We start from the raw sequence: 13,169 nt of genomic DNA, 5'->3' as shown, positions 1-13,169 counted from the left end.
GGTGACGTAGAAAGTTCAGGCAACGTTATGAACAGCGCTCCTTTCAGCTCAGGGCCAGGAAGAACCCGGCGGTGGATTGGACGCGTCAACATCAGGCCTATGCGCAGCACCTGACAATTTTCACAACTTGCTTACAACACAATTAGTTGAACGAAACCGCCGCAGGGAGTCTTGACGTAAGGAAGGAGGCGGCCTACGCGAGATGACACGAACTGCATGAGCACGATACCCACGCAGCGGCAACAAATAAAACACAGCGCGGCGTCTTCACGCCGCGCTGCATCCTCCCCGGCAAGCTACATGTGCTCGCCTCGTATATACCCCTCGAGCTGATGAATCGTCAGTTGCTGCTCGGAGATAATATTCGCCACCAGATCGCCGATTGAAATCATGCCCACCAGCTTTTCGCCATCGATCACCGGCAAATGCCGCATGCGGCGCTCGGTCATCAAGGCCATGCAGTCGTCCGTGGTCTGGTCGGGACGCACGAAACGCACTTGCGAGGTCATGATCTCGCGCACGGGAGTTTGTCGCGAGACACGATCCATCAGCACCACTTTGCGGGCATAGTCACGCTCGGTCATGATGCCGACGATCGCTTCACCGTGGGTCACGATCAACGCGCCAATGTGCTTCTCCGCCATCATCGCAATGGCCTCGTAGACCGATGCCGTATCGGCGATCGTGAAGATGGTGTGATCGGATTTCGAATTAAGAACTTGTGCGACTGTTGCCATCGAACGCCTCCGTTGAACCGCGCGCCGCCCGCCGGATAGCGGGCGTTCCACATGGTTGGATAGCCGGCGTTTAGAGCGCGGCACGTCGGCTGACACTCCCCAGCCACCGCGTTGAATCATTCGCCGTACATCCAGCGCCTTACATCCAGATTACCCAGCCCATTCAAAAAGTATAGGCCAGACACCTGCCGCGTGAACGCTGGAAAACACTGCTTTTTATGCGTCCAAGGGTCTATCCCGATACTGCCGCGCGCGCGACTCGACCTGCATGAAACGTTCCCGCGACAACACGCCGAAAAGTGCTTCAGTTTCCCCCCTCTGCGCCGCTAATCAAGAACCGGCTAATTAGAAGCCCGGCATAAATCAATCAGGAGAACCACCTTGAGCAGTTCACAACACGATATCGAACAGCGGGTTCGGCTCGCCGGCAACAACATGTTCGAACTGCTCCTGTTTCGCCTGGGCGAAGCGCCGGACTCCGAACAACGCGAGCTATATGGCATTAACGTGTTCAAGGTGCGCGAGATCCTCGCCATGCCGCCGATCACCGTGGTCGCCGGCGCAAACCCGGAGATTCTTGGCGTAGCCGATATCCGCGGCCAGATCATCCCCGTGATCGATCTGGCGCAGGTCACGGGCTGCCGGCCGAAGAACGGTCTCAAGATCCTCCTGGTCACCGAATTCGCACGCACGACGCAAGGTTTTGCCGTCGAGGAAGTCGATGACATCGTGCGGCTGGAATGGAATCAGGTTTTGTCTGCGGAATCGCATTCGGGCGGACGAACGGTGACCAGCTTCGCGCGCCTCGACGGCAACGTGGACGGCTCGCGACTCGCGCAAGTACTGGATGTCGAACAGATTCTGCGCGACGTGCTGCCATCGACGGAAGTGGAGATCAATGAATCAAGCACTGGCCGGCTGGTCCTGAAACCGGGTACCAAAGTGCTCGCCGCCGACGACTCCGGCGTCGCGCGCAGCCTGATCGAACAAAGCCTGACCGCGATGGGCGTGTCGTTCATCATGACCAAGAGCGGCCAGGAAGCGTGGAACGTGCTGGAAGACTTGCAGAGCAAGGCGGAAAAGCATGGCCGTTGCGCCGCGGACGAAATTGCGCTCGTCCTGACCGACCTCGAAATGCCGGAAATGGACGGATTCACGCTGACACGCCGTATCAAGGCAAACGCCGGCATGCAGGCCATTCCGGTCGTGATCCACTCGTCGCTGTCGGGGTCGGCGAACGAGGAGCATGTGCGCAAAGTAGGCGCGAACGCTTATGTGGCCAAGTTTGCCGCGGGAGAACTGGCGGCGGTGATGCGCGATGCGCTCAAAATGACAGGCACCTGAAGCGGTCGTTCTTCACGCACAAACACAAACGCCCGCAGAACTTTCGTTCAACGGGCGTTTGTGCGTTTCTGTACTACATGGCCATCAGGCTTGGCGCGATCACGGCGGCGCGGGTAGCGCCGGCCGTGCACGTAGGAGCCCGGAGATTATTGACCGGAGAAAACAGGTTGCGCGTTGTTCGTACGATCGCGGCTCGAGCCCGATTGCGACACCGAGGTGCGTGCGCCACCGTAGCCGTTCGCATCAGCGTTGTTTTGCGCAGCGATGGTTTGCAAGTTCATGCCTTGTTGCGAAGCCGGAGCACCCACCGACGGACGATACGAAGGTGCCGGGCCGTAGCCGCTGGCAAACGCCGGAACAGCGATAGAAGCCGTAACGGCGACGAGTAACGATGCGAGAAGATTCTTTTTCATGCTGAGCTCCGATATACGTTGGACTTCGACTGGTTCAGAAGGCGTCGCAGCGGTCAAACTTATTTCGGTAGCTGCTTCGTCAATGAAATGCAGTGTATACCCCTACTATCGGCTTTTTATCCCCATAAAGTTCAATACACTTTTCGGGATAAACCAATAATGGGAGGACGTCCAAATCGGGGAAAATCGCTGCGGGCGAGCCTGTAAAAGGCTCACCCGGAAGTCGCGGTAAGCAGGATTTTAGAGGGCCTGACCCGACGAAATCAAAAAAATTCAAATCGGACGCTCATCGCCCCACTGAATTCTCAGGGACTGTTCAGTGAACCTGGACCAGCCGGCTGATCAGGCTGACCAGGACACCGGGCGCGTTGCCCTTCTGACAATAGCCGTCGAACCCCGCGTGGAGGCCTTTCGAGCGCACGTAATCCTCGCCGAGCGCCGTAAAGGCGATGATCCCGGCGTTCCGGGTGGGGGAAATCCGGCGCAGCACGCGCGCGGTCGCAAAACCGTCGTGCTCCGGCATGCTGATGTCGAGCACCACAATGTGCGGCACCCAGCCGTCAATAGCCTGCAGCGCGTCAACGCCGCTCAACACATACCGCGCATCACAACCATCCGCGCTCAGCGCCGCAGCGAGGCCCTCGGCGCTGGCGGCGTTATCGTCGACAACCAGAATGCGCCAACGACCGGCGTCCGCGTCGACGTTCCGGTCGGTCCATAACACGCAGCTTGGGGTAGAAGAGACTGAAACCATGACCGCTCAGATTTATGCATGTGCAGCAAACGCAGCATTTTCCGCGCCAACTTGCTCGTTTGCTGCAAGCGGTTTGTGTCGACGTGATGAAAAAACCGCCAGATCGCTTGTCCGATAAAGCCGGATGCGCTTAAAACCGGCGGCGCGCCGGCTTCGCAGGGCGACGCCGGCGCGGCTTCAGGATTTTGTTTTGGCCTTTTTGCTGGAAGATTCGTCGGTGGAGCGTAGTTTTGCGTTCGCCGATACCAACAGGTTTGCATCGACCTGACGCACTGCATGTTCGAGTCCGTCCAGCGCGTCGCGCAAACTGCGTTTTTGAGCCTTGTTCAGCGGCTGCGGCCCCGATTCCTCCACCAGCTTCGCTTCCTTTTCCAGCCGCTTGAGCAATTTGGCTCCCAGACGGCTGTCGATGGCCTGCTCGCCCAGCAATTCGACGATGCTCGTCGCGAGCCGCGTCAGTCCGTCTGCCGTGGTTTGCGTAGGTTCGTCCTGCTCGACGCGATCTTCCATTTGTGTTTCCCCGATGAAGCTTAAAGGGTCGGGCTGCGCCCGACGGCCCTCTTGCACCGCGCGAGTCTACCCATAGGGCGTGACAACCATAAGTACTTTCTGTGTCACGCGGCATTTGACCAACAATAACGCAAATCGAGGCGGACGTTGCTTGATTCGAATTGCACGGCAGGGACAATCGAAATCCGCAGTCCCTTCCAATTGCCGTTGCTGATGACCGACTCACCATGACTACCGCCCTACCCTACGCCTCCGATTTCTCCGGCATCGTGTGCGGCTTTCGTTTCGCCCCGGACGCGGCGGGCGTGGCTATCGACTCCGCCGGGGCGCTCGAGTGGCTGGCGCAATCCAGCGCCGAACGCGCTTCGAACGACTTCGTCTGGCTGCACTTCGACCTCGCGAACAGCGCAAGCGAACGCTGGATGCGCACGCAGCTCGAGCTTCCCGACGCCTTCTTCGAGAACCTGCGCGACGGCTCGCATTCCACGCGGATAGAACATCAGGAGGGCGCGCTGCTCGCCGTCATCAACGACGTGATGTTCAACTTCGACGTAACACCCTCCGAAATCGCAACGTTATGGGTCTACACGCGCGAAAAGCTGCTCATCACCGCGCGGCTGAAACCGCTGCGTTCCATCGATACACTGCGGGAATCGGTACGCAACGGCGAGGTCTTCCGGTCGACGGCCGAACTGCTCATTCATCTGTTGCGCGACCAGGCCGATCTGCTGGTACAAATCGTCCGGCGCACGAGCATTGACATCGACCAGATAGAAGACCGGTTTCTTTCCATGCGGTCCCCCGCCACCCGCTCCGAACTCGGCGCGTCCCGACGCGTGCTCGTCAGGTTGCAGCGTTTGCTCGCGCCTGAACCGGGATCGATTTTCCGGCTGCTGGCACGGCCGCCACGCTGGCTGCAAACGCTCGACCTTCAGGATCTTCGCGATGCCACCGAGGAATTTTCGCTGGTGTTGGGCGATCTTGCGGGGCTGGTAGAACGCATCAAGCTGCTGCAGGAAGAGATCGCCGCGCGCACGGACGAGCAAAGCAACCGCACGCTTTTCACGCTGACGCTGGTTACCGTGCTGGCGCTGCCGATCAACATAGTTGCGGGGATTTTCGGCATGAATGTTGGCGGAGTGCCGCTGGCCGACAACAAACACGGGTTCTGGCTGATGGTGGCGATCGTTGCGACCTTCACCGTTCTGGCGGGATGGTGGGCCTTTTACCGGCGGCGAGGCCGCTAGCATGCCGGCAGTCAGTCGATGCAATCGATGATCGAAGAGACTGCCGGCCGAGCTTCGATCAGAACCCCAGGTCGCTCAAGCCAGGATGATCGTCGGGACGGCGGCCGAGCGGCCAGTGATATTTGCGCTCGGACTCCTTGATCGGCAAGTCGTTGATACACGCGTGCCGATGCGTCATCAAGCCAGCTTCGTTGAACTCCCAGTTCTCATTGCCGTAGCTCCGGAACCAGTTTTTGGAATCATCGTGCCATTCGTAAGCAAAGCGCACCGCAATCCGTGATCCGGTGAACGCCCACAATTCCTTGATCAACCGATAGTCCAGTTCACGCGCCCATTTGCGCGCCAGGAACGCCTCCACCTCAGCACGTCCCGACACAAATTCTGCGCGGTTGCGCCAGCGTGTGTCTTCGCTATAGGCGAGGGCAACCCGCTTCGGGTCGCGGGAATTCCAGCCGTCTTCCGCGAGACGGACCTTTTGCCGGGCGGTGTCGGCATCGAATGGCGGGAACGGCGGTTTGCTTTCCATGGCGTTTCCTTTTGATCGTGGGGAGTTGATCGGCGAATGATGTAATGTCGATTGTGTTGTCGGTCGACAGCATGATCTGGCAGTAGACAGGTCTGTCTACACCTTCACTCTAGCGCAAGGAGACAGACCTGTCTACAATGACTCGCCATGAACAATCATTCATCAAATACAGAGCCTTTGGCCGAGCTGTCACCGGCAGAGCGCATTCTTGTCACGGCCCACGCGCTGTTCTATCGGGATGGCATTCGCGCGACCGGAATCGACCGTGTGATCGCGGAATCGGGCGTCGCGAAGAAGACGTTTTATCGCTACTATCCGGCGAAAAACGATCTGATCGTTGCGTTCCTGGAGTATAGGCATCGCAACTGGATGACCTGGTTCGAAGACGCCGTGAAGCGTCACGGCGCAGATGCGGATGCGCTGGTGCCGGCGCTGGCGGAATGGTTCGAGAGCGATGTGTATCGCGGCTGTGCGTTCATCAACGCGGTGGTGGAAGTGGGCGGGACCCTGCCCGAAGCGGTCGATATTTCACGGCGTCACAAGCTGGACATGGCCGCGGTTATCAGGACGCTCTTGCCGGCATCGTCGAGAACCGCGAAGGCCGACGCGCGTGCATTGGCCATGGCGGTGGATGGCGCCATAGTCGGTGCGCAATTTGAAGAATCGCCTGACGTAGCGTTGAAGTCGCTGGCGCGCGTGGTGAAAGCGATCACCGATACCGCCAGGATGTAGCGCAACGGTGGCGGTGGAGAGCTCACGCCGCGGGCATGAAACAAGGCCGGTCCAAAACGCGAGTTTGGACCGGCCTTGTTAATTTGACTCGCGGATACGTCCGCTACGGCAGCGGGGCGCAAGTAAGACCGCGAGTAAGCGCTTAGTGCCCGTTGCTCAGCACGATCTGCGCTATCACGCCGGTCGCGATCGCGGCAAGCACGTAATCGCCGTTCACGCCCACCCAGTGGTAACCGCGCGGGGGCTGACGCAATCCATAACCGCGATAATCGTCGACCACATATTGGCGATCACGATAGTCGCTCGGCAAGCGGTCCCCGCTGTGCCAATCACGCGGGCCTTCTGCACGCGGACCGCCAGGACCGGCGCGTCCCGGGCCATTGTCAGCATGCATGGGCACGGGCGGACGGCCGTTGTTGTGGTTCTGGGCACCAGGGCCACCTTGTGGGCCGTGGTTTTGACTTTGGTTCTGATAACCGCCGCCGTTGTGGCCTTGCATAGCGGGGCTACCCGGACGCTCTTGCGGTCGATCTTGATTACCCGGGCCGCCGGGGCCGCTTTGGGCAAACGCCGTGGCTGTCAGACCCAGGCTTGCAAACAGTACTGCAGCAGCAATATGACCTTTCTTCACGAACACCTCGTTCAACGTTGTAAGTACACAGCTAGTATGGCCTAAGCAAGTCGCATTCCACGGCATGCGGCGAAACTTGACACCTTACGTAATCCATACAAATCAGAATCGCTCCGCACGCGAGGCTCTCGCTAAATGGGCCCACTATCGAACCCATTAAAACGTTCAATGAAGCGCACACAGCGTTTCTGCCGCATTGCGATACCGGGCAAAGCCTTATTGCATAAAGCGTTGTTGCGATTATTCGCGCTAACAAGACAGTGTATTCACCTTAAGGGTATTTATCCGGGCAGGCTGATTGCGTAAGTTCGACCCTGAACCATGCCAGGAACGAACCATGACAGCGTTAGCGAGAAGCGCGGACCCGTGGCTGCAAACGGTCCGCTCATTGACAGCGACCCACAACCGCGCGGCAGCACCTGCCCCGCAGCAAAAGGCCGCGCACCCGTTTCTAGAGCGGCTCACGCGAGCGTGGGAGCGTGATCATCCGCGGGTTGTGTCGGCATCGCCGCAATCGCCACGGCCGTTCCCTGAGGCTGTGGTGCGCGTGATCGAGCGGCCGAGCAGCGCGACGGCGATCGTCTACTGGTCCGACGCGGCAACCTGCCACTATGGCTACCAGGGATGGCGCGTGACCACGGCCACGTCTGACGGCGCCTGCGCACTGACCGGCGCACTCATTCATCGAGGCGATTCGGTGTACCGGCCGTCACAGCGCGACCCGAAACCACAGAACGCATCGGCGATGATTCTTGCGGCTTCCATGCCACAGGACGAGACCAGCGACGCCGATTTGCAGGACCAGCACGCCTGAACGCGCCACGGAGCCCGGTTAAATGGCACGAAAGCACGACTGCATCATGCGGTTGTGCTTTTCGCTATGTGAAACACGTGCACCGGACACGCCGGTTCTGAGAAACAGCTTTAACTGTTTCCCTCGACGGTAATACACACGCGGATAAATGCAGTACCGGGTTGGTTCGTACTGTCTGCCTGACACGTTTATCGACCGCTCCGGTGTGTTCCTGCCTCCCCGCAAACGCTTGCGTCATTCGCAAGTTTCAAGCCCAAACTCGCGGCTGCACGCTGATAGTGCAGCCATCGTTTCATAAGCCAGAAGTACGAATCCCGTAACGCAACGCCATTAAACTGTAGAGCCGCGCTTTCATTGCAGGGTGCGCAACACGGCCAGAGGCAAGCGGTCCGCCGCCGTTACAGTCGTGCACCGAAAAGCGTCAAGAGTCGTAAATCTGTCATGGCAGTTCCGTAGGATCGCAGTCTCCCGCCGCTCCATCACTGCAAGGAGTTCATCGTGAAGAGTTATCAAGCGCAGCGCGTCGAAGCCAGAGACACTATTCGTTCAGGTGACACAGCTTACGAATCGCCGGTACGCCGCGAATCGCAGGAAGCACGTGCACAAGCGGATCAGGACGTCTATGGTGATTCACTCGACATACCGCTGAATCACGGCGGCATGATGGATGCCGTCCGCGACGCAGTCAGGGCCAATCTATAATAGAAACATGAAAAAGCGGCGCCTCAGAAATGAGCGCGCCGCTTTTTTTCGTTCTGCTTTTACGTTGTTCCCAAGTATGGGTTGTATGCAGTGTGTGGCATGCACCGGCATGCGCTCAGCGCTTCGCCCCTACCGCCGGACCCAACCTTCCGATCACGGCCTCGTGCTGCGGATACGCTTTTGTCAAAGCGGTTATATCGGCAAGTTCGAACTCGCTGAACTCGAAACCCGGCGCTACCGTGCAGCCCACCAGCGCGAACGCCGTCGGGTCACATAACTCCGCCGCAAACCACTGCCCCGCCGGAACGACCGCCTGGAATACAGCGTCGTCATGCGTCAGCGCGTTACCCAGGCGATGCGTGAGCAACTGCCCCGCGGTATCGATGACATGAACGTTGATTGGCTCTCCTGCATAAAAGTGCCACACCTCGTCCGAGCGGATTCGATGCCACGCCGAATGCGCGCCATCGCAAAGCATGTAGTAGATCGCCGTCGACGCGGAGCGCGTCTCGCCGGGCGCAACATCACGCGTGAGCTCGCGCGCTACCCTGTCCGCGCCGCGAAATGTCTCGCGAAAATACCCGCCCTCAGGGTGCGGCTGGAGCCCGAACCGTTCGATCAGCACGTCACGCATCAGCCACGCTCCCTATGATTTCAGCCTGTAACCCGTCTTGAAGATCCATGCGACCACGCCGATAAACACCGCGAGGAACACCAGCGTCATGATAAGGCTGATCTCGACGCCGACATCGGCGGTGCCGTAGAAACTCCAGCGAAACCCGCTGATCAGGTACACCACCGGATTGAACAACGCGACGGCTTTCCAGAACGGCGGCAGGATATCGATGGAATAAAAACTCCCGCCCAGGAAAGTCAGCGGCGTGATGATCAGCAGCGGAATCACCTGCAGCTTCTCGAACCCGTCCGCCCAGATGCCAATGATGAATCCCAGCAAGCTGAACGTCACCGCCGTCAGCAGCAGGAATACGATCATCCAGAACGGGTGATCGACGTGCAACGGCACGAACAGCCGCGCGGTCGCAAGAATGATGAGGCCAAGGATGATCGACTTGGTGGCGGCCGCGCCAACGTAGCTCAGCACGATCTCCATATACGAAACCGGCGCCGACAGCAGTTCGTAGATAGTCCCCGTAAACCTGGGGAAATAGATGCCGAACGACGCGTTGGACACGCTCTGCGTGAGCAACGACAACATGACGAGCCCCGGCACGATGAACGCGCCGTAACTCACGCCGTTCACTTCGGGAATGCGTGAACCGATCGCGGCGCCGAACACGACGAAATAGAGCGAGGTGGAAATCACCGGCGAGATGATACTGCCCATGATGGTGCGCCAGGTGCGCGCCATTTCGAATAGATAGATTGCGCGGACTGCATGAATATTCATTTTTTCTCTCCGACCAGGCTCACGAAAATATCTTCCAGCGAGCTTTGCGTCGTTTGCAGGTCCTTGAACTTGACGCCGTTATCGGCGAGGTCTTTCAGCAGCGCAATGATGCGGCCCGGTTCATCCTGCGCGTCGTAGGTGTAGGTCAGCTCACTCCCGTCGGCCGACAGGTGGAGCCGGTAATCACTCAGGCCGGCGGGAATGTGCTCGATCTCGTCTTCCAGTTGCAGCGCGAGTTTCTTCTGGCCGAGCTTGCGCATCAGTTCGGCCTTTTCCTCGACCAGGATGATCTCGCCGCCGTTGATCACACCAATCCGGTCGGCCATTTCCTCGGCTTCGTCAATGTAGTGCGTCGTCAGGATGATCGTTACGCCGCTCGCCTTCAGGCCGCGCACGAGATTCCACATATCGCGGCGCAGTTCGACGTCAACGCCTGCGGTCGGCTCGTCCAGGAACAGGATTTCCGGTTCGTGCGAGAGCGCCTTCGCAATCAGCACGCGGCGTTTCATGCCGCCGGACAGCGTGACCAGCTTGTTGTCCTTCTTGTCCCAGAGCGACAGCGACTTCAGCACCTTTTCTATGTGCGCCGGATTCGGCGGCTTGCCGAACAGGCCGCGGCTGAATGAAACAGTCGCCCAGACGGACTCGAAGGCGTCAGTGGTCAACTCCTGCGGCACGAGGCCGATCATCGCGCGGGAGGCGCGGTAGTCGGAGATAATGCCGTGACCGTTGACCCGGATCGTGCCTTCCGTGGCATTCACGATGCCGCACACAATGCTGATCAGGGTGGTTTTACCGGCGCCGTTCGGCCCCAGCAATGCGAAGATTTCGCCACGGCGGATATTCAGCGTGACGTTTTTCAGCGCCTTGAAGCCGGAGGCATAGCTCTTCGACAGATTCGAAATTTCGATGATGTTTTGCATGGCCGTGAAGATATCAGAAAGCGGAATATCGTTCGCAGATGACCGGGATTAGATCTGAGGCCGCGTGGTCGTCTAGCCACGAAAAACGCCGGGAACGTGGTTTGCGGCAATATCCCAGGAAGACCCCGGAGGCTCGCATGACCGATCCAGATCCTTTTGACTTGCAGCGTTTTATCGATGCGCAGGATCCGCTGTTCCAGACGATCACGGCCGAGCTCGAGGCCGGCAAGAAACGCACGCACTGGATGTGGTTCGTGTTTCCGCAGATCCAGGGACTGGGTCATAGCGAAATGGCGCGCCGCTACGCGATTTCATCGGTGGACGAGGCGCGGGCCTACCTCGCTCATCCCGTGCTCGGCGAGCGGCTGCTGATTCTCACGCAAATCGTGAACGCGCTCGACGGGCGCTCGGTGGAGCAAATTTTCGGTTACCCCGACGACCTGAAATTCCATTCGTCGATGACCCTCTTCGCCCACGCCGCCACCGACAAAATGCCGTTCGAACTGGCGCTGAATACCTATTTCGGCGGCGAGCCGGACGCAGGGACGGTCGCGCGCCTGAGGTAAGCGGGAAATCTGCTCCAGCGGGTTTCTTCCGACGAAACGTTACAATTCGCGTCGACGCATATTCGCCGCCCGCCGGTCCCACAAGGACCCGTGACGGCTTGCGTCACCGGCCGCATTTATCGACAGCACCGTCGGTCAAGCCTGGAACACCCTTCTTTTCGTTTCGTTGCTTCGTGACTGATCGCCCGCGCCCGATGCACCCGGCGCTCCGGGCGACGCCCCTATCAATCAGCCAGGATCGTCTCTCCATGCTTTCGCGCGTCACCCGCTTGTTCCCTCTTTGGGCCGTTCTCATTTCGGTCGTCGCGTACTTTTCGCCGGCAACGTTCACAGGCATTGCGCCGCACGTCACCACGCTACTCACCATCATCATGTTCGCGATGGGCGTAACGCTTTCGTTCGCCGACTTCCGGCGCGTTTTCACCCGGCCGGCGCCGGTCATAGCGGGGATCGGTTTGCATTATCTGGTGATGCCGCTCGCAGCCTGGGGCATCGCCAAATTGCTGCGCATGCCGCCCGACCTGACCGCAGGCATGGTGCTGGTCGGCAGCGTTGCCAGCGGCACGGCGTCGAACGTGATGATCTATCTCGCGCGCGGCGACGTGGCGCTGTCCGTCACCATCAGTGCCCTGTCCACGCTGGTCGGCGTGTTCGCCACACCGCTGTTGACGCGCCTTTACGTGGATGCGTCGATTGCCGTCGATGTCCACGGCATGCTGATGAGCATTCTCCAGATCGTCGCATTGCCTATCGTGGCGGGGCTGATCATCAATCAGTTGTTCAACAAGACCGTGCGCGCAATCGAGCCCGCGTTGCCGATCATTTCGATGATCGCAATCCTGCTGATTATCTCGGCCGTGGTTGCAGGGACGCAGAAGAGTATTGCGTCGGTCGGCTTGCTGGTGATGTTGGGCGTGATCCTGCATAACGGTATCGGCTTGCTTGGCGGATATTGGGGCGGCCGTCTGCTGGGTTTCGATGAAGCCGTGTGCCGCACGCTGGCAATCGAAGTCGGCATGCAAAACTCGGGACTCGCTGCCACGCTGGGCAAGCTGTATTTCACGCCGATCGCAGCGCTCCCGGGTGCGCTGTTTTCGGTTTGGCACAACTTGTCGGGATCCTTGCTGGCAGGGTACTGGGCCGGGCGGCCGGCGAAAGGATCGACGCGTGATCTTGAAGCGATGGCGTTGGCGAAAGGTTCGCGGCTGGAGAGCTGAGTTTGATTGGGGGCGATGCGATGCGTCGCCTCCTTCGCTGTATTTCAATTACCCCTCCTGCAGCCCCGTCACCACCTCATCCGTGGACCGCACGCGCCCCATGCGCGTGAAAATTTCCCGCGTCACGAACGTGTGTGCATCGCCTGTCAGCGACGTCATGGCGTCCTCCGCGAACACCAGTTCATAACCGCGATCAAACGCGGCACGCGCCGTCGACTCCACGCCGAAATTCGTCGCGATGCCGCTCATGACGATCGTTCGAATACCCTTGCGGCGCAGTTGCTGTTCGAGATTCGTGCCATAAAACGCGCCCCATTGACGCTTGGTCACGACGACGTCACCGCTCTGCACGCCCAGATCCGGCGACAACTCCGATGCATTCGCGGGCGGTGGCGGCGAACCCGGCGGACGCGTCAGCGGCGCGTCGGCGGGAAGGCTCAGCAATGCCGTTACATCCACGCGCACCCAGACGATCGTGCCGCCCTTCGCACGCAATGCATTGGCAAGTTGAACGGTCTTGCCGAGCACGTCGGCGGCGGAATGCGGCGCGAGCTGACGCGCGAGATTGCTGGTTTGCAGATCGATCGAGATAAGCGCGGTATGTTCAGGGTTCAAATCGAGACTTGGCATAGTGGCTTCCATCAT

At 59.4% G+C, this 13,169-nt stretch carries 17 protein-coding genes; 7 read left to right on the top strand and 10 right to left on the bottom strand.

Annotated elements, in window-relative coordinates; all coding sequences use genetic code 11:
- Nucleotides 1–296 precede the first annotated feature (296 nt).
- Nucleotides 297–737, bottom strand: a complete 441-nt coding sequence (locus ACSQ36_RS21010; protein ID WP_213768018.1) for a CBS domain-containing protein — start codon at nucleotides 735–737, stop codon at nucleotides 297–299.
- Nucleotides 738–1,118: 381 nt separating this feature from the next.
- Here ACSQ36_RS21010 and ACSQ36_RS21005 point away from each other — a divergent pair, with 381 nt between their 5' ends.
- Entirely contained in the window at nucleotides 1,119–2,081 is a 963-nt protein-coding gene (locus ACSQ36_RS21005; RefSeq protein WP_436183428.1) for a chemotaxis protein, read from the top strand.
- A gap of 146 nt (nucleotides 2,082–2,227) precedes the next feature.
- Here the strand turns inward: ACSQ36_RS21005 and ACSQ36_RS21000 are convergent, their stop codons facing one another.
- The 3 genes from ACSQ36_RS21000 to ACSQ36_RS20990 form a co-directional block, all read right to left on the bottom strand.
- Nucleotides 2,228–2,494, bottom strand: a complete 267-nt coding sequence (locus ACSQ36_RS21000; RefSeq protein WP_213768016.1) for a hypothetical protein — start codon at nucleotides 2,492–2,494, stop codon at nucleotides 2,228–2,230.
- A gap of 316 nt (nucleotides 2,495–2,810) precedes the next feature.
- Entirely contained in the window at nucleotides 2,811–3,248 is a 438-nt protein-coding gene (locus ACSQ36_RS20995) for a response regulator (protein WP_213768015.1), read from the bottom strand.
- Nucleotides 3,249–3,425: 177 nt separating this feature from the next.
- Nucleotides 3,426–3,758 carry a hypothetical protein gene (locus tag ACSQ36_RS20990; RefSeq protein ID WP_213768014.1) on the bottom strand — a complete coding sequence of 111 codons (333 nt, stop codon included), beginning with the start codon at nucleotides 3,756–3,758 and terminating at the stop codon, nucleotides 3,426–3,428.
- A gap of 227 nt (nucleotides 3,759–3,985) precedes the next feature.
- Between ACSQ36_RS20990 and ACSQ36_RS20985 the strand changes: the two genes are divergently transcribed.
- Entirely contained in the window at nucleotides 3,986–5,005 is a 1,020-nt protein-coding gene (locus ACSQ36_RS20985) for a transporter (protein ID WP_436183427.1), read from the top strand.
- A gap of 58 nt (nucleotides 5,006–5,063) precedes the next feature.
- Here ACSQ36_RS20985 and ACSQ36_RS20980 read toward each other — a convergent pair whose 3' ends face one another.
- The gene (locus tag ACSQ36_RS20980; protein ID WP_165102754.1) at nucleotides 5,064–5,531 is read right to left on the bottom strand and encodes a DUF1348 family protein; all 468 of its coding nucleotides are present in this window, start codon (nucleotides 5,529–5,531) and stop codon (nucleotides 5,064–5,066) included.
- 147 nt (nucleotides 5,532–5,678) lie between these two features.
- On the opposite strand from ACSQ36_RS20980, the gene ACSQ36_RS20975 reads away from it, so the two are divergent.
- The gene (locus ACSQ36_RS20975) at nucleotides 5,679–6,263 is read left to right on the top strand and encodes a TetR/AcrR family transcriptional regulator (RefSeq protein ID WP_436183426.1); all 585 of its coding nucleotides are present in this window, start codon (nucleotides 5,679–5,681) and stop codon (nucleotides 6,261–6,263) included.
- A 142-nt stretch (nucleotides 6,264–6,405) separates the two neighbouring features.
- Here ACSQ36_RS20975 and ACSQ36_RS20970 read toward each other — a convergent pair whose 3' ends face one another.
- On the bottom strand, nucleotides 6,406–6,894 hold the full coding sequence (locus tag ACSQ36_RS20970) for an RcnB family protein (protein WP_436183425.1): 489 nt from the start codon (nucleotides 6,892–6,894) through the stop codon (nucleotides 6,406–6,408).
- A 337-nt stretch (nucleotides 6,895–7,231) separates the two neighbouring features.
- Here ACSQ36_RS20970 and ACSQ36_RS20965 point away from each other — a divergent pair, with 337 nt between their 5' ends.
- Nucleotides 7,232–7,708, top strand: coding sequence for a DUF3331 domain-containing protein (locus ACSQ36_RS20965; RefSeq protein WP_436183424.1), 477 nt, complete (start codon nucleotides 7,232–7,234; stop codon nucleotides 7,706–7,708).
- A gap of 498 nt (nucleotides 7,709–8,206) precedes the next feature.
- A complete protein-coding gene (locus tag ACSQ36_RS20960; RefSeq protein ID WP_213768008.1) occupies nucleotides 8,207–8,410 on the top strand; it encodes a hypothetical protein in 204 nt (67 codons plus the stop codon).
- Nucleotides 8,411–8,525: 115 nt separating this feature from the next.
- Here the strand turns inward: ACSQ36_RS20960 and ACSQ36_RS20955 are convergent, their stop codons facing one another.
- The 3 genes from ACSQ36_RS20955 to ACSQ36_RS20945 are packed head-to-tail and all read right to left on the bottom strand — an operon-like array spanning nucleotide 8,526 to nucleotide 10,741.
- Entirely contained in the window at nucleotides 8,526–9,044 is a 519-nt protein-coding gene (locus ACSQ36_RS20955; RefSeq protein WP_436183423.1) for a cupin domain-containing protein, read from the bottom strand.
- Between the two features lie 12 nt (nucleotides 9,045–9,056).
- Nucleotides 9,057–9,818, bottom strand: a complete 762-nt coding sequence (locus tag ACSQ36_RS20950; protein WP_213768006.1) for an ABC transporter permease — start codon at nucleotides 9,816–9,818, stop codon at nucleotides 9,057–9,059.
- Nucleotides 9,815–10,741: an ABC transporter ATP-binding protein gene (locus ACSQ36_RS20945; RefSeq protein WP_213768005.1), complete on the bottom strand. Its 927-nt coding sequence runs from the start codon at nucleotides 10,739–10,741 to the stop codon at nucleotides 9,815–9,817. The genes ACSQ36_RS20950 and ACSQ36_RS20945 overlap by 4 nt, the downstream gene beginning before the upstream one ends.
- Before the next feature lie 137 nt (nucleotides 10,742–10,878).
- Here ACSQ36_RS20945 and ACSQ36_RS20940 point away from each other — a divergent pair, with 137 nt between their 5' ends.
- Nucleotides 10,879–11,307: a DUF1810 domain-containing protein gene (locus ACSQ36_RS20940; protein WP_436183422.1), complete on the top strand. Its 429-nt coding sequence runs from the start codon at nucleotides 10,879–10,881 to the stop codon at nucleotides 11,305–11,307.
- A 248-nt stretch (nucleotides 11,308–11,555) separates the two neighbouring features.
- The gene (gene panS, locus ACSQ36_RS20935; RefSeq protein WP_213768003.1) at nucleotides 11,556–12,524 is read left to right on the top strand and encodes a ketopantoate/pantoate/pantothenate transporter PanS; all 969 of its coding nucleotides are present in this window, start codon (nucleotides 11,556–11,558) and stop codon (nucleotides 12,522–12,524) included.
- Nucleotides 12,525–12,572: 48 nt separating this feature from the next.
- Here the strand turns inward: panS and ACSQ36_RS20930 are convergent, their stop codons facing one another.
- On the bottom strand, nucleotides 12,573–13,154 hold the full coding sequence (locus ACSQ36_RS20930; RefSeq protein WP_436183421.1) for an isochorismatase family protein: 582 nt from the start codon (nucleotides 13,152–13,154) through the stop codon (nucleotides 12,573–12,575).
- Nucleotides 13,155–13,169 lie beyond the last annotated feature (15 nt).

The organism is Caballeronia sp. LjRoot34 (assembly GCF_964253815.1).
Classification (GTDB): Bacteria; Pseudomonadota; Gammaproteobacteria; order Burkholderiales; family Burkholderiaceae; genus Caballeronia.
This window is presented reverse-complemented; position numbering and strand designations above follow the sequence as displayed.